We start from the raw sequence: 17113 nt of genomic DNA on the forward strand, positions 1-17113 counted from the left end.
ATTTACAGTTTACAATTTATAGTTTATAGTAATCTTGCTATACGGCATAGCCGCTATTAACTATAAACTATTAACTAACGATTTCAGGAATGCTTCCGCCTCTTTCAGCGTCTCCTGCTTTCCCACATCCATCAGCTTGAGGTCGTTCTTTACATATCCCTCTATGCGCACCTTGTCGCAATGCTTCAGATAGAAGTCCATGATAGGGAACTTGTCCGGTTCCTCCTCCATCAATGGAAAGAGCGATGGGGCAACCATGTGGATGCCCGAGAAAGCATACATTTTATAATCTTTGGGATTGAGATCAGGATAAGGACTCTTCACCTCGCCCGTTTCTATATTCGTCCATCCCACCAGTCGCATGCTGTCATCAAAGAGCAGATAGCGCTTGGTCTTGCGTTCGCTCACCATCAGGCGGGCAGCAATCATATCCCTGCTCTCCATCTGGTAGAATTTCTTCAGATCTACATTACTGAGAATATCCACGTTGTGGATAAGAATAGGCTCTGACTGGTTGAAGAGCGGCCATGCCTTCCGGATACCTCCACCCGTTTCGAGCAGCTTTTCACTCTCATCACTGATACGGATGTCCATACCGAAGTTATCATGTGCTCTGAGATAATCGATAATTTGTTGGGAGAAATGATGCACGTTCACTACAATGCGAGTGAAACCGGCATCCTTCAACTGAAAGATGACACGTTTGAGCAAAGGTTCTCCCCCGACACTTACCAGAGCCTTCGGAATGCGGTCGGTAAGTGGCTTAAGGCGAGTGCCCAAACCTGCTGCGAATATCATTGCTTGCATCATTGCTAAATAGCTATTTTTTAATGTGCGTGCAAATTTACTAACTTTTTGCGAGATAGCCAAATTTGCACGCTATTTTTCTATTGTTTTGCCGGCAAAACCTGTTCAATATGCTGTTCACGATGGCAAATCTGCACTTCTACACCAAACTTCCGGTGAATATGTTCGGCAAGATGCTGCGCAGAATATACACTGCGATGCTGACCGCCTGTACATCCGAAACAGAACATCAGAGAGGTGAAACCACGCTGCATGTAGCGGTTTACATGATGGTCGGCAAGTGCATAGACATGATCCAGGAACTTCAATATCTCACCATCATCCTCCAGGAATCGGATAACAGGCTCATCCAGACCCGTCAACTTCTTATAAGGCTCGTATCTGCCAGGGTTATGAGTACTTCTGCAGTCGAAGACATAACCTCCACCATTGCCCGACGGATCCTCTGGAATGCCCTTACGGAAAGAAAAACTATACACTCTTACCACCAGCGGTCCCTTACCATCATATTTAGAATAGGTGGCAGGTCCGTCCTGCGGATGCGCACGATAGATATTGTTGTCGGTAGTCTTATAGCCGTCTGCACGACTCAGCGCCACACTCTCTATCACCTTGAACTGTGGCAATTCGGTCAGTCTTCTCAACATATCCATCATATAAGGATAAGGGAATACCTTGTCACCCATCTTCAGAAGATCGCGCAGATTCTGGATAGCTGGCGGAATACTGTCGATGAAATGCTTCTTGCGTTCGAAATAGCCGCGGAATCCGTAGGCGCCCAAAACCTGTAAGGTACGGAAGAGCACAAAAAGACTCAACCGGTTTACAAAATGGCGCACCGATGGTACCTCGGTATAATGCTTCAATGACTGGTAGTATTCCCAAACCAGTTCTCTGCGCAGTTTGAACGGATACTTAGCAGATGCCTGCCAGAGGAATGAGGCGAGATCATAATAGAACGGTCCTTTTCTACCACCCTGAAAATCAATAAAGTATGGATTCCCCTTATCATCCAGCATGATGTTGCGCGCCTGAAAATCGCGATAAAGGAAACAATCCATCGGTTCTGATGTCAGATCCTTGGCAAAAAGCCGGAAGTTGGCTTCGAGCTTCAGTTCGTGAAAATCCAAATCGGTAGGTTTCAGGAAACAATACTTGAAGTAGTTGAGGTCGAAGAGTACACTGTCTACATCGAATTCTGGCTGCGGATAGCAGTTCTGCCAATCCAATCCTCTTGCACCGCGAATCTGGATATTCGGAAGTTCACGAATGGTTTTCTTAAGGAGTTCCTTCTCTTTCTGATTGTAACGTCCGCCCGCATCTCGTCCGCCCTTGATGGCATCGAAAAGCGAAGTACCGCCAAGGTCTGTCTGAAGATAGCAGAGTTCATCATCGCTCACCGCCAGAATCTGGGGAACAGGCAACTGCCTGAGCTGGAAATGCTGAGCCAGATATACAAAGGCATGATCCTCATCACGACTGGTTCCTATCACACCAATTACCGTATCACCATCATGCCCAATGATACGGAAATACTGCCGGTTACTCCCCTGCCCTGCCAATTTTATGACATCAGCCGGTTCTTCACCCGCCCATTTCTTATATAAATCAATCAGCTTTTCCATCATTATTCAGTTTACGTCGTTTCCGATCATCATCAATCTTCTGTGCGAAGTTATCTCCGATAAAGAGAAGCAATAAGATACCCAGCGTAGTAAGGAACGAGTTTGTAGTAGTCATTCCCAACTCTGCCTTTGTAATATAAATGAGTCCTCCGATAACAATCAGAAAGACCACTGCTTTTTTCCAATCAATATTGTTCATGCTATGAATTTTCTATTATGCTGCAAAATTACACAATTAAATTGAGAAAACAAAATAAAAACAAAAAAAATCGGATGTCTCACGACAACCGATTTCCAAAAACAAACTACTTAAAAACTAATCTACTAAAACAAATCAAAAAAATATCTTTGCCATCCCTTGGGATGATACTTTCTTTTATTTACGATGCAAAGTTACAAAAAAAGATTATTCGAACCAAATAATTTTGCTATTTTTTGCATCTTTATGACTAAAAAAACAAAAAAATAGGGATAATTCGCTGAGAATCACCCCTATTTGATATTTTCGCTTTGCAAACTCGCAGTCTTACGATGTGCTTTGTTTGCTCAAATTATTCACCTGTTTACATCATACCGCCCATACCAGGTGCTGCTGCAGGAGCAGCAGGTGCAGGCTCAGGTTTGTCAACCAACACACACTCTGTTGTCAGGAACAAGCCTGCGATAGAAGCAGCATTCTCCAAAGCTACACGCTCTACCTTGGCAGGATCTACGATACCAGCCTGACGCATATCTTCGTAAACGTCCTTGCGGGCATTGTAACCGAAGTCACCCTCGCCCTCGCGTACCTTATTTACTACTACAGAACCCTCGCCACCGGCATTGGCAACAATCTGACGGAGAGGCTCCTCAATAGCACGCTCTACGATACGGATACCTGTTGTCTCGTCAGCGTTATCACCCTTCATATCCTTCAATGCCTCGAGAGCACGGATATAAGTAGTACCACCACCAGCAACGATACCTTCCTCAATAGCGGCACGGGTAGCGCAGAGTGCATCGTCAACACGATCCTTCTTCTCCTTCATCTCAACCTCAGAGTTGGCACCTACATAGAGGACAGCTACACCACCGGCGAGCTTAGCCAGACGCTCCTGAAGTTTCTCCTTATCATATGAAGACTTGGTATTCTCAATTTCGTTCTTGATCTGAGCTACGCGATCCTGGATATTAGCCTTCTCGCCATGACCATTAACGATAGTTGTATTGTCCTTGTTGACGGTAACCTTGTCTGCTGAACCCAGCATATCCAAAGTTGCCTGCTCCAACTTCAAGCCCTTCTCCTCAGAGATAACAACACCGCCTGTCAATACTGCGATATCCTCCAACATGGCCTTGCGACGGTCACCGAAGCCTGGAGCCTTCACTGCACAAATCTTCAAACCGCCACGCAAACGGTTAACTACCAAAGTAGTCAAAGCCTCAGAATCAACATCCTCAGCGATAACCAACAAAGGACGACCACTCTCAGCAGCAGGCTGGAGAATTGGCAAGAACTCCTTCAAGTTAGAAATCTTCTTATCATAAAGAAGGATGTATGGATTATCCATTACACACTCCATCTTGTCTGCATCAGTCATGAAGTAACCGCTCAAGTAACCACGGTCAAACTGCATACCCTCAACAACACCGATGTTGGTATCACGACTCTTGCTCTCCTCGATAGTGATGACACCATCCTTAGAAACCTTGCGCATTGCGTCAGCCAAGAGCTTACCAATCTCAGCATCATTGTTGGCAGAAACAGTAGCCACCTGCTCAATCTTATCGTAGTTGTCGTCTACCTGTTCAGCATGTTCCTTGATGAAGGCAACAACAGCAGCCACAGCCTTGTCGATACCACGCTTCAAGTCCATTGGGTTAGCACCTGCAGTAACGTTCTTCAAGCCCTCTGTTACGATAGCCTGAGTCAGGATAGTAGCAGTTGTTGTACCATCACCGGCATCATCACCAGTCTTGCTGGCAACGCTCTTAACAAGCTGAGCACCAGTATTTTCGAATTTATTTTCCAACTCTACTTCCTTAGCCACGGTAACACCATCTTTAGTAATCTGAGGAGCACCAAACTTCTTTTCGATTACCACGTTGCGGCCCTTAGGACCGAGAGTTACCTTTACTGCATTTGCCAACTGATCAACACCCTTCTTCAAGAGGTCGCGGGCATCCATATTATATTTAATATCTTTAGCCATAATATATTCTTAAAAAAAAATGTTTAAATATCGCGAAAGGTATTTTTACCTTTTTACTTTTTTACCTTTTTACCTTTTAGAATTACTCTTCCACTACAGCGAGTACATCGCTCTGACGCATCATGATATATTTTGTACCATCGAATTCGAGTTCTGTGCCAGCGTACTTACCATAGAGTACGGTATCACCTTCTTTGAGAATCATCTCTTCGTCTTTCGTACCCTTACCTGTAGCAACGACCTTACCACGCTGTGGTTTCTCTTTTGCTGTATCAGGGATAATAATTCCACCTACTTTTTCTTCAGCTGGTGCAGGAAGTACCAGCACTCTGTCTGCTAATGGTTTAATGTTCATGATTCTATAATATTTTAATTGTTATACATTTATTTTGTCGACAGGTATTGCTACCCGTCACCCCGCCAGTATACGAAAAACGTGCCAAAGCATCCATACTGACACTTTGACACGTTTAAATACTGACATTATATCACAAAAACTTGTGTTTTATTTCATTTTCCATTGATAATCGAATCTTTCAATATCCTCCTCAACCAGTGGATTACCATTCTGAACTTCGATGAAAGTCAGCTGTGTAATCGCCTTGATGGCATGATAATGCTCCAGAGGAATCACCACGGTATCACCAGCCTTCACATGTTTCTCCTCGCCATCAAGTACAAAGATGCCCTCACCTTCTACGAATGTCCACACCTCTGAACGATGGTGATGAAGCTGATAACTGATATTCTTACCTGGCTTCAAGGTAATACTCTTGGTGAGCGAATGATTGCCGTCAGCATACTCAGAATCGTCAATCACCCGATAAGTACCCCACCTTCTTTCCTCATACATCGGACGCGGAGTAAGATGTTCTACCGCCTTCTTGATGTCCTCGGAATATTTCTTTGCACAGACGAAGATGCCATCAGGACTCGCTGCAACAACAGCATCCTTCAAGCCATCCACATACAGAGGCAACTGGAGTTCGTTGATGACATGCGTATTCTCGCAATGACTTCCCATCACCGCATTACCAATGCTGGCATGGTGCAGCTCATCAGTGAGTGTATTCCAGGTACCCAGGTCCTTCCATTCACCATTAAACGGTACTACCGCTACCGATTCAGCCTTCTCCGCCACCTCGTAGTCGAAAGAGATTTTTGGAAATTCGCTATATCTTGCACGAGTATCTTCAAAGTTCTCACTCTGCATATACTTACGTACAATCTGCATCATATAGCCCAAACGGAAAGCGAAGACACCACCATTCCAGTAAGCACCCTCCTCCAGGAGTTTCTCTGCTGTAGGCACATCCGGTTTCTCGGTAAATCTCTTCACTATCTGATACTTCTCTCCTTCAGCAAAAGGAACCACATAACCATATTTTGCACTTGGATAAGTAGGTTTGATACCCATCAGCACGAGGTCGGCGACGTTTTTCTCCACACATTCCACCATACGGGCTATGGTATGGAAATATTCCAACTCGGTATAAGGATCACAAGGCATAATAACCACAACCTCATCATCCTCACATTTCTTCTTCAGTTTCAGATAACTTGCAGCTAAAGCGATAGCAGGGAAAGTATCACGCCTCTCCGGTTCGGTAACCACAGAAACCCGCTCTCCCAGCTGGTTCTGGATGATATCCAGCTGACTGGCGTTTGTAGCAAGCGTAATATCGTTGGTCAGATTTGCTTCCTGAGCCTGACGTACCACGCGCTGAACCATACTTTCCATCTCCCCATTCTCCTTTTCGAGCAATGGCAAGAACTGTTTGCTTCTAGCATTATTGCTAAGTGGCCAGAGCCTTTTACCCGAGCCACCCGATAATAAAATTAATTGCATATTATTACTATCTAAATCGTTTATTGTTCATACTTAAGATTTCACAAATTAACAATGAGAGACTGCATCACATCAGGAGTTTACTCCCAGTACCAACAGGTCTCAAAGAAGAATCATCCGTGATAATCCGGCTGCAAAAGTACGTTTTTCTTTTGAGACCACCAAGCAATTTCTAAAAAAACTACCTATTCATATAAAAATACCTAGATATGCGCAAGAAAGTAAAAAGGAAGAAAAACCATCATTTAAACAGATTAAAAACAAGAAAAGCTGGTTCAAGTTGGTTCAAGTTGGTCTATTTCGATATTTTTTTGCTGATTTATTTCCGATTTTCAACTATTATTATTATCTTTGCGACCAAATATCAGTTTAAGCATACCTCAAATATCTTAAAAAGATATATAAATAACTAGGAGTATAAAAAACATAAGCAAATGACGAACAAGCATTATAAAGGAAATGAAATGATAAGGAGACTGGTGATAGGTGCCGATTTCGTTATTCTCAACATCGTACTGTTGTTCTATACCCAATATGGTCAAGAACTCATACCTGCGTATTTCGACAAAGCAACAAAGATTACCTTTTTTGTTGCCAATGCTGCCTTGTTCCTAGGCGAATACTTCTATTCCACCATCATTCATGTCAGAAAGATCAGGTTCCTACAGGTTACAAAGCGTACTTTATATCTGGCTGCAGCAACAACATTCTGTTTCTTTACCTTCTCAAGACTACTCGGTCACGGGGGAAAGATGTTCTCCTTCAGCATTATCTTCGGCATAACATTCCATCTGGCTCTCATCATAAGCCGACTCTGCGAACTCAAATTACTAAAGTATTTCCGCTCTAAGGGCCGCAACTCACGCACCGTCGTCTTTGTAGGTAACGATCCTGCCGTGAGCGAGATGTACAAGACGATGACAGAAGATCCCTCGGCAGGTTATATCGTAAAAGGATATTATGCAGATGAAGACATCACAGATAATCCGGAAGGGTTGAAAAGAATAGGAAACATGAAACAGCTCAAAGAGATTATCTCTTCTACCATGAATGATACCATCAATGGTGAACCTTCCAATATTGACGAGGTTTTCTGCTGCCTGTCGCATAAAGATCCTGAAATCATCAATATCATGCACTTCTGTGATAAGAATGTGATACACTTCTACTACCTGCCACGTGTGTTTGGTGAGAACAAATTGCATCTTGATGCCCAGAATTTCATGGGAAGGACGGTATATTCAAACCGCATAGAACCCCTAACAAGCATGTCAAACCGCATTATCAAGCGTAGCTTCGACATCGTGGTGAGCGGGCTTGCATGTTTGTGCGTTCTACCATTCATTCCATTCATAGCTCTCATCATCAAGATTCAGAGTCCTGGTCCAATTTTCTTCAAACAGGCAAGAACGGGTCTGAATGGTGATACCTTCTACTGTCTTAAATTCCGTTCCATGCATGTGAACAAGGATGCAGACAAGGCACAGGCAACAAAGAACGACCCACGTAAATTTGCTTTCGGCAACTTTATGAGAAAGACGAACATAGATGAGTTTCCTCAATTCTTCAATGTTCTTAAGGGAGACATGAGTATTGTGGGTCCGCGCCCTCACATGCTGCATCATACAGAGGTGTATGGAAGCCTGATAGATAAGTATATGGTTCGCCACTTCTCCAAGCCGGGTATCACAGGTTGGGCTCAGGTTACAGGGTTCCGTGGTGAGACCAAGGAGCTCTGGCAGATGGAAGAACGTATCCGCCGTGATATCTGGTATATAGAGAACTGGTCGTTCTGGCTTGATATCAAGATTATCTTCATGACAGCCAAGAGCATTATCTGCCCTGACAAGAATGCTTATTAGGAGTCTATAAAAAGAAAAAGAGGATGTGCCATAAGTTTGGAAAACAGTTGGCGCACAACAGTTGGTCACCGCATGCACATCAGCTGTTGTGCATGCGCATATCAGCTGTTATGCAAGCGCACAACAGCTGTTGTGCGACCGGAGATACTGACTGTCTCAACAACTTCAGCTATCTCTTCTAACAACTTCAGCTATCTCTTCCAACAACATATTCTATCTCTTCCAACAACATATCCTAGCTTTTCCAACGACATATCCTAGCTCTTCTAACAACATGAAGAGGATGTATCATCAACTTATGATACATCCTCTTTTTTAGGTATTCTCTTTACTTATTACTTAGACGGAAGTCTGTTGAGCCAACAAGTAAGATCATTCAACATTTGGTCGTGATATGGGAAGCCATGGGAAGCATCGCGGAATCCCCATCCATGTCCTGCAGTCGGATAGATATGCATGGTACACTCGTTACCCGCCTTGCTCATAGCTGAATAATAGGCTACACCATTGGTTACTGGAGGAACAACCTTATCATCAAACGACATCAAGATGATGGCACGAGGGGTAATACCCGGACGCACAGCCTTATCATTAGACCATTCTTCAACCAGTTCTTTATTGGTATTACGCTCTTCACCCAAGAAATTCACACATGATCCCTTATGAGAGATACGCTCATCCATCGAAATCACCGGATAGAAAAGAATCGAGAAATCAGGTCGCACAGCCGCCTCAGCATGAGTACTGACGGAAGAAGCTAAATGTCCACCGGCAGAAAAGCCCATGATACCAACATCTTCCTTGTTTATTTTCCATACTGCAGAACTGTCACGGACGGTACGCATCGCCTGATAGGCATCACTCAACGGAATATTGCGGTTTCCCTTAGGCATTCTGTACTTCAGAACAAAGAAAGCGATACCCTGTTTGTTGAAATATTCTGCCCACTGATGTCCCTCATGGTCCATTGCAAGATGAGAATACCCACCTCCAGGACAATCTACTACAGCTCTTCCTGAAGGATTCTTAGGAAGATAACAGGTAAGTTCACTCTGTCCGTCGCTACTGTTCTTCAATACGAACTTGCGAGCGGTAGATTGAGCTGATGCTGTAATTGCTGTCAGCATCAGAAGAAAAAAAATCATTGTCTTTTTCATTTTTCTTTTTTGTTATGTTGTTTATATCTTTATTCTGTTTTGCTAAGATAATGCAAAGATAGGCATTTTTTCGTTAACCCTATGTTATTTTTTCTTCTTTTTTTGGTGTTTTTGTTCCAATCGCTTTGATTATTGGTTCTTTTTTGCTATATTTGCAGAAAAATTGCTGTAAACGGCAATCGGAGAAAACATCTCTCTTCTGCCGCTGGCATTTATTTAGGAGTCTCACTTATAAAATATTGACATAGAATAATGAAGGATTTTTTCAAGAACGTGGCAGCCACTATCGTAGGACTGTTTGCCTTCGGGCTGATCATGACCATCCTGGGATTCATCTGTATCATCGGAATGGTGGCATCGAGCAACAGTAAACCGGCACTGAAAGACAATGCGGTGATGGTGATGAAACTACAAGGACAGATTGAAGACCGTACTGAAGACAACTGGCTCGGCGAGCTGACAGGCGAGCAGTTTAACAACATAGGCATGAACAGGATTCTCTCTTCTATCCGCAAGGCAAAGAATGAGGATAAAGTGAAGGGCATCTATCTGGAAACAGGTATCTTGGAGACAGATTATGCCACTTTGCAGGAAATCAGAAATGCACTTGCCGATTTCAAGAAGAGCGGCAAATGGATTATCGCATATGGTGATGCTCTCTCACAGGGTGGATATTATCTGGCTTCGGTTGCCAACAAGGTATATGTAAACCCAGAAGGCAATGTGGACTGGCATGGTATTGCATCGCAGCCACAATATATCAAAGATGTAGCAGCCAAATTTGGCGTTCACTTTACGGTAGTGAAGGTAGGCAAATACAAAAGCTATACTGAAACATACACCGAAGACAAAATGTCGGATGCCAACAGAGAGCAGGTTTCACGCTATATTGGTGGACTCTGGCAACAGATGTTGGGAGATGTGAGCAAAAGCAGAAACATCAGCAAGGATTCACTGAACCGCTATGCTGACGGGCTGATGGTGTTTGATGATACCAAACTACTGAAATCTCGAAAGATGGTAGATGGATTCTGCTATTATGATGAAATCAGAGACGTGGTAAAGAAACAGTTAGGACTGAAGGCAGACGAGACCATCAATCAGGTTGACTATAACGACGTAGATATGACTATAGACGACTCGAATCTGATGGGCGAAGAGATTGCCGTATACTACTGTCAGGGGTCCATTGTCAGGATGGAGACTCCTAGCATCTATGATTCTGAGCAACAGATAGTAAGTACAAAGGTCATCAAGGACCTTCAGGAACTTGCAGATAACAGTCAGGTAAAGGCCGTAGTTCTGCGTATCAATTCGGGCGGTGGCGATGCCTATGCTTCGGAACAGATCTGGAGAGCAGTTAAAGAATTAAATAAAAAGAAGCCGGTAGTAGTTTCTATGGGTGGTATGGCAGCATCAGGTGCTTATTATATGAGTATGGGTGCCCAATATATCATGGCACAACCGACAACATTGACCGGCAGCATCGGTATCTTTGGAGCCCTGCCAGATTTCAGTGACCTGATGACAAAGAAGTTAGGCTTCAAGTATGATGAAGTGAAGACCAACCGCAACAGTGCCTATGCTTCGGCAGGCATGTCACGCCCATGGAGTGCAGAAGAGATTGCCACCATGCAAAACTACGTGAACCGTGGATACAGCCTCTTCCGCAAACGTGTGGCAGAGGGCAGAAAAATGAGTACCGAACAGGTTGAGAAGATTGCTCAAGGAAGAGTATGGCTGGGTACAGACGCCAAGAAGATCAAGTTAATTGATGGATTCGGCGGCTTGAGCGACGCCATCGACAAGGCTGCAGAATTGGCTCATCTCAGCAGTTATCAGGCGGTAGAATATCCGGCATTGGCTGGATGGATGGAGCAGTTGCTGGATATGGCGGGCGGAAACAAGGGAACATATCTCGACGAACAGTTGCGTCTGGCATTGGGTGATCTCTACCAGCCATTCATCATGATACGCAATATGAAGGAGAAAGAGCCTATACAGGCTGCACTTCCTTACGTACTGAACATACAATAACATTTATAATAAGGTATGCGTACATTATTATATAGACATACCGAATTAAGAGAAAGGAAACAGACATGAGAACAGAAGGCGATCTTATCAAGATCAACGACTGGCTGCTACCACTGAGTTGGATTTATGGCGGCATGGTCAGATTTCGCAATTGGCTCTTCGATATCGGACTGAAAAAGAGTCAGTCATTCTCAATCCCGATCATTTCTGTGGGTAACATCACGGTGGGCGGATCGGGCAAGACTCCCCATGTGGAGTATCTGATACGCTTGTTACACGACAAGGTAAAGATTGCTGTGCTATCACGTGGTTACAAAAGAAAGACCAGTGGCTATGTGCTGGCAGATAAAGATACGACAATGTCAGAGATTGGCGATGAACCCTTCCAGATGCACAGCAAGTTTGACGATATCTATGTAGCCGTAGACGCTAAGCGTGTGAGAGGAATCGAAAAGTTACAGAATGAAGAACCGACCAAGGATGTAGATGTTGTATTACTGGATGATGCCTTTCAGCATCGCTATGTGAAGCCAGGTATCAACATTCTGCTGGTAGATTACCACCGTCTGATCATCTATGACAAGATGTTGCCAGCAGGAAGACTGAGAGAACCTCTAAGCGGTAAGAACCGTGCAGACATTGTGATTATCACTAAATGTCCAAAGGATCTGAAGCCAATGGAATTTCGAGTACTCACCAAGGCTATGGACCTTTACCCTTTCCAGAAGCTCTACTTCACCTGCATCAACTATGATACGCCAAAGGGAGTTTTCGAAGACCAGCAAATAGCCAAGGAGGAGTTGAAAAACTACCATGCTCTGCTGGTTACTGGTATCGCATCGCCTAAGCAGATGGAACACGACCTGAAGCCAATGGTCAAGAGTATGCAGTCGCTGAGTTTCGGTGATCACCATCGCTTCAAGAATAAAGACATCACACGCATCAACGAGGCGTTTGAACAGATGCCAGAACCCCGTCTGATTATCACGACAGAGAAAGATGCCGTGAGACTAAAAGAGACAGAGGGACTCTATGAAATAGTTAAGAAAAGCATATACGAACTGCCTATCAAGGTAAGTTTCATGCTGGAACAAGAAGATAATTTTAACGACAAAATCATTAGCTATGTACGAAAAAATTCAAGAAACAGCATCCTGGCTAAAAGAAAGGATGACAACAAGTCCGAAGACAGCAATCATACTGGGAACCGGTCTAGGACAATTAGCTTCAGAAATAACTGACAGTTATGAATTTCCATATAGCGAAATACCAAACTTCCCAGTATCTACCGTTCAAGGTCATGCTGGCAAACTGATTTTCGGTAAGTTAGGAGGTAAAGATATCATGGCTATGGAAGGAAGATTTCATTACTATGAAGGATATGACATGAAGGCTGTAACCTTCCCAGAACGTGTGATGTACGAGTTGGGCATTGAAACCCTCTTTGTAAGCAACGCTTCGGGCGGTATGAATCCGGAATTCCAGATTGGAGACCTGATGATTATCGATGATCACATCAACTTCTTCCCAGAACATCCATTGCGCGGTAAGAACTTCCCTACCGGTCCACGTTTCCCGGATATGCACGAAGCATACGACAAGAAACTCCGCGACCTTGCCGACGATATCGCTAAGGAGAAGGGAATTGATGCAAAGCATGGTGTATATGTTGGCGTTCAGGGACCTACCTTCGAGACACCGGCAGAGTATCGCATGTATCGTGTATTGGGTGGTGACGCTGTAGGTATGAGTACTGTACCTGAAGTGATTGTTGCCCGCCATTGTGGAATCAAAGTTTTCGGCATCAGCATCATCACCGATCTTGGCGGTTTCGATGTACCTGTAGAAGTCAGTCATGAGGAGGTGCAGATTGCAGCCAATGCCGCACAGCCTAAGATGACAGAGATTATGCGAGAAATCATCCGCAGATCTTAAGTATAAATTATAAACTATTATTTATTTTGGATATCTCAAAGTTAGGTGAATTCGGTCTTATAAACCATCTCACCAAAGGTTATGAAAAGAAAAACGAGTCTACAGTTTATGGTGTAGGCGACGATTGTGCCGTGATGCATTATCCAGACAAGGAGGTGCTCATGACTACAGATATGCTGATGGAGGGCGTACATTTCGACCTTACCTATATTGACATGGTTCACTTGGGTTACAAGAGTGCAATGGTAAACATCAGTGATATCTTTGCTATGAACGGAACCCCACGTCAGATGGTAGTAAGCATAGCATTGAGTAAACGATTCAAAGTAGAAGACATTGATGAATTCTATAAGGGTCTTCGAATGGCATGTGACAAATGGGGAGTAGATATCGTGGGAGGTGATACTACCTCTTCCCTCACCGGTTTAGCCATCAGTATTACTTGTATCGGAGAAGCAGCAAAAGAAGAAATCGTATACCGCAACGGAGCCAAGGAAACAGACCTGATCTGTGTGTCGGGTGACTTGGGCGGTGCCTATATGGGACTTCAACTGCTGGAACGCGAAAAGGCTGTATACTACGGACAGATAGAAGATATCCGAAAGAAGATGGCTGAGGCTAAAGCAAATGGTGACAACGAGAAACTGGCTCTTCTGAACAGAGACTTAGAGAATATGCGCAACTTCCAGCCTGATTTCGCCGGCAAGGAATATCTCTTGGAAAGACAACTGCAGCCTGAGGCACGCGGAGATGTGATAGCACAACTGCGTGAGGCAGGTATCCGTCCTACCGCCATGATGGATGTGAGCGATGGTCTGAGCAGTGAATTGATGCATATCTGCGAACAGAGTCATTGCGGATGCAGAGTATATGAGAAGAACATACCTATCGACTACCAGACAGCCGTGCAGGCAGAAGAATTCAATATGAACCTTACCACCTGTGCTATGAATGGTGGCGAAGATTATGAACTTCTCTTTACCGTACCTATCGGTGACCACGAGAAGATTGAGACTATGGAGGGTGTAAGGCAGATTGGCTACATCACCAAAGAAAATCTGGGCAAGTTCCTCATTACCAGAGACGGACAGGAATTTGAACTGAAAGCACAAGGTTGGAATCCTCTGAAAGATTAATTTCAAGCAAGGGGATATTTAGTTAATAAACATTAAGCAAGAGAAAATATTTCGTTTTCTCTTGCTCAATTAAAATATTTATTGTACCTTTGCAACCGCAAAAAGCAAGATGGTGCCATAGCTCAGTTGGTAGAGCAAAGGACTGAAAATCCTTGTGTCCCCGGTTCGATTCCTGGTGGTACCACTCCTCCTTTCATAAAAGGCGGTTACTAACTGTGGTTAGGGCCGTCTTTTTTTATATCCACACCTTAAGGTAACAGATATTACAAACAAGACAAAGTATAGAATTTATTAAACAAACTAAACTTAAAAAGCTTATGAAGAAGATTTTAATAGCTTTATTGATCTGTTTCTCATTTGTGACAGCCAATGCCAAAGATTACAGTAAGTATTATCAGAACTTACCAGTTCAGATGCAGCAACCTACATTGCCTAGCATCCCAGCCAATCATGTCAGTATCTTGGAATATGGCGGTAATGGTGACGGACTCACCATGAATACCCAGGCATTTGCCAAAGCTATCAGCAAACTGAACAAGATGGGCGGCGGTCATCTTAATGTGCCTGCAGGTATCTACCTTACCGGTCTCATCTCACTGAAGGACAATATTGACCTGCATCTGGAAAAGAATGCCATCATCGTTCTTTCTGAAGACAAGAACGACCATTTCAAGATAGACAAGACCACAGGTAAAAAAGAAAGCCGTGCAACTCCAGCCATCAATGCCAGCAAGAGAAAAAATATTTCTATCACAGGCGAGGGCACCATTGACGGAAACGGAGAATGGTGGAGACCGGTAAAGCGCAGTAAGGTTAGTGACGTAGAATGGAAAGAATTCCAGGCTATGGGCGGAACACTGAATGAGAAGGGTGACATCTGGTATCCTTTCAACCTGAAGCACGAACCTAATGTGGCTGAGAATATGGACGAACAGGAGAAAACCCGAACACACATGATCAGATTCACCAGTTGCGAGAATGTGCTCGTACAGGGAGTTACACTTCTGAATAGTCCTAAATTCCATATCATCCCTACCCGATGCAAGAATGTGACTATCGACGGAATCACCGTAAAATGTCCATGGAATGCCCAGAACGGTGATGCGATTGATATCTCCAGCTGTAAGGATGTACTCATCGTAAACAATGTGATTGATGCTGGTGATGATGGTATCTGCATGAAGGGTGGCGCCGGCGCAGCAGGTGTGGCAGCAGGTCCTTGTGAAAACATCAATATCCAGGACAACACCGTATACCATGCCCATGGAGGTTTTGTTATCGGCAGCGAGTTCTCTGGCGGCATGAAGAATATTGTTGTTCGCAACAATACTTTCCAGGGAACAGATACCGGTTTACGCTTTAAAAGTGCAGTGAAGAGAGGTGGAACATCAGAGAACATCTATATCGACCATATCTACATGACCGATATCAAGGATGCAGCCATCACCTTTGAGACCACCTATTTTGACAACCACGTAGGTGCCAAGAAACAGACCGCTCCTGTAAAACAGGAATTCCTGCCAAACTTTCAGGACATCCACATGAGCGATATCTACGTACGAGGTTGCGAAACTGGTGTTGAAGCACATGGTGCAGAAGGTATGGTACACGATATCACCATCAAGAACTCCAATATCTTCTACACCAAGGAAGCCAAGAATATCGATGCTGCCTGCAAAATTCAGATGGAAAACGTACGTTTCGAAAGTTTCGCAAAGTAAGTTTTCTACTCAACATTCAAGAAGTCTACTTGACAACAGTAAGCGTATGATCGCAAACTGTGAAATGAATATCAAGACCCTCATAAGGCATTCCATAGACCTTATGAGGGTCTTTCTGGTAATGCGGACGGGGATCTTGGGCAAGTACCTCTTTCAATATTTCAATCTTTTCTGCATTCAATCCCTGCAGACGCAGATGCCTGTCTACATCTTCAGAAATCTCTACATCAAGTTTCTGCCATTTGCGGTCATCAACAAAACCGCTCCTTGCCCCAGGATGAGAATCGGCATACACCACATACGGCTTGATGTCAAATATCGGTGTCTTGTCCATAAGATCAGCTCCCTTAACATGAATGACAGGACCATGAGGAGTCTCCCATTCGATATGAGAAATTTTTACCGATGAAAGACCTATATTATTGGGACGGAAAGGACTTCGAGTGGCAAAGACACCCACTTTCTCATTGCCTCCCAACACAGGAGGACGAACAACCGGACTGTGCGCTTTGTGCCTATTGGCAGAAAATTCCCAAATCAGCCAAAGATAGTCAAAGCCCTCCATGCCACGCAGCGCATCAGGGTTACGAAATTCGGGTTCAAAAACAATCTGTCCTTCCAGTTCTGCTACCAATCCAGCCTGTTTGGGTATGCCAAACTTGCTACTGAAGGGAGAACGAAAATATGCTATTGGTTTTATCTCCATATTTACTAATTATTACACATTAATTATATATAAGACGAAAAAAGCCATGAATTATTTTGCCGTATGCACAAAATAATGTACCTTTG

The 17113-nt window shown here is 43.9% G+C and carries 14 protein-coding genes and 1 tRNA gene; 7 read left to right on the forward strand and 8 right to left on the reverse strand.

The window, feature by feature from the left end:
* Positions 1 to 60 precede the first annotated feature (60 nt).
* The 6 genes from KUA48_RS14645 to KUA48_RS14670 form a co-directional block, all read right to left on the reverse strand.
* A complete protein-coding gene (locus tag KUA48_RS14645; RefSeq protein ID WP_022121640.1) occupies positions 61 to 810 on the reverse strand; it encodes a nucleotidyltransferase family protein in 750 nt (249 codons plus the stop codon).
* A 77-nt stretch (positions 811 to 887) separates the two neighbouring features.
* The gene (locus KUA48_RS14650) at positions 888 to 2432 is read right to left on the reverse strand and encodes a phosphotransferase (protein WP_118085972.1); all 1545 of its coding nucleotides are present in this window, start codon (positions 2430 to 2432) and stop codon (positions 888 to 890) included.
* A complete protein-coding gene (locus KUA48_RS14655) occupies positions 2416 to 2631 on the reverse strand; it encodes a hypothetical protein (RefSeq protein ID WP_006846290.1) in 216 nt (71 codons plus the stop codon). Before KUA48_RS14655 ends, KUA48_RS14650 begins: the two co-directional genes overlap by 17 nt.
* Before the next feature lie 364 nt (positions 2632 to 2995).
* Positions 2996 to 4624, reverse strand: a complete 1629-nt coding sequence (gene groL / locus KUA48_RS14660) for a chaperonin GroEL (RefSeq protein ID WP_006846289.1) — start codon at positions 4622 to 4624, stop codon at positions 2996 to 2998.
* 82 nt (positions 4625 to 4706) lie between these two features.
* Entirely contained in the window at positions 4707 to 4979 is a 273-nt protein-coding gene (locus KUA48_RS14665; RefSeq protein ID WP_006846288.1) for a co-chaperone GroES, read from the reverse strand.
* Between the two features lie 150 nt (positions 4980 to 5129).
* The gene (locus KUA48_RS14670; RefSeq protein ID WP_022121638.1) at positions 5130 to 6473 is read right to left on the reverse strand and encodes a sugar phosphate nucleotidyltransferase; all 1344 of its coding nucleotides are present in this window, start codon (positions 6471 to 6473) and stop codon (positions 5130 to 5132) included.
* 464 nt (positions 6474 to 6937) lie between these two features.
* Between KUA48_RS14670 and KUA48_RS14675 the strand changes: the two genes are divergently transcribed.
* Entirely contained in the window at positions 6938 to 8335 is a 1398-nt protein-coding gene (locus KUA48_RS14675; RefSeq protein WP_256624455.1) for an undecaprenyl-phosphate glucose phosphotransferase, read from the forward strand.
* Positions 8336 to 8670: 335 nt separating this feature from the next.
* On the opposite strand, the gene KUA48_RS14680 is transcribed toward KUA48_RS14675, so the two are convergent.
* Positions 8671 to 9480: an alpha/beta hydrolase gene (locus tag KUA48_RS14680; protein WP_256624456.1), complete on the reverse strand. Its 810-nt coding sequence runs from the start codon at positions 9478 to 9480 to the stop codon at positions 8671 to 8673.
* Positions 9481 to 9744: 264 nt separating this feature from the next.
* Between KUA48_RS14680 and sppA the strand changes: the two genes are divergently transcribed.
* The 6 genes from sppA (at position 9745) to KUA48_RS14710 (ending at position 16321) form a co-directional block, all read left to right on the forward strand.
* Positions 9745 to 11529 carry a signal peptide peptidase SppA gene (gene sppA / locus KUA48_RS14685; RefSeq protein WP_218432926.1) on the forward strand — a complete coding sequence of 595 codons (1785 nt, stop codon included), beginning with the start codon at positions 9745 to 9747 and terminating at the stop codon, positions 11527 to 11529.
* A gap of 65 nt (positions 11530 to 11594) precedes the next feature.
* On the forward strand, positions 11595 to 12770 hold the full coding sequence (gene lpxK, locus KUA48_RS14690) for a tetraacyldisaccharide 4'-kinase (protein WP_117727747.1): 1176 nt from the start codon (positions 11595 to 11597) through the stop codon (positions 12768 to 12770).
* Complete coding sequence (locus KUA48_RS14695; RefSeq protein ID WP_082231209.1) at positions 12655 to 13464, forward strand: purine-nucleoside phosphorylase; 810 nt, start codon at positions 12655 to 12657, stop codon at positions 13462 to 13464. Before lpxK ends, KUA48_RS14695 begins: the two co-directional genes overlap by 116 nt.
* Before the next feature lie 23 nt (positions 13465 to 13487).
* Positions 13488 to 14600, forward strand: coding sequence for a thiamine-phosphate kinase (thiL, locus tag KUA48_RS14700; protein WP_040552461.1), 1113 nt, complete (start codon positions 13488 to 13490; stop codon positions 14598 to 14600).
* A gap of 111 nt (positions 14601 to 14711) precedes the next feature.
* Positions 14712 to 14784: transfer RNA gene (locus KUA48_RS14705), tRNA-Phe, on the forward strand.
* 133 nt (positions 14785 to 14917) lie between these two features.
* Positions 14918 to 16321 carry a glycoside hydrolase family 28 protein gene (locus KUA48_RS14710; RefSeq protein WP_218432928.1) on the forward strand — a complete coding sequence of 468 codons (1404 nt, stop codon included), beginning with the start codon at positions 14918 to 14920 and terminating at the stop codon, positions 16319 to 16321.
* 25 nt (positions 16322 to 16346) lie between these two features.
* On the opposite strand, the gene tsaA is transcribed toward KUA48_RS14710, so the two are convergent.
* Positions 16347 to 17027, reverse strand: coding sequence for a tRNA (N6-threonylcarbamoyladenosine(37)-N6)-methyltransferase TrmO (tsaA, locus tag KUA48_RS14715; RefSeq protein ID WP_006846275.1), 681 nt, complete (start codon positions 17025 to 17027; stop codon positions 16347 to 16349).
* Between the last annotated feature and the right edge of the window lie 86 nt (positions 17028 to 17113).

Source organism: Segatella copri (assembly GCF_019249795.2).
GTDB lineage: Bacteria > Bacteroidota > Bacteroidia > Bacteroidales > Bacteroidaceae > Prevotella > Prevotella copri_B.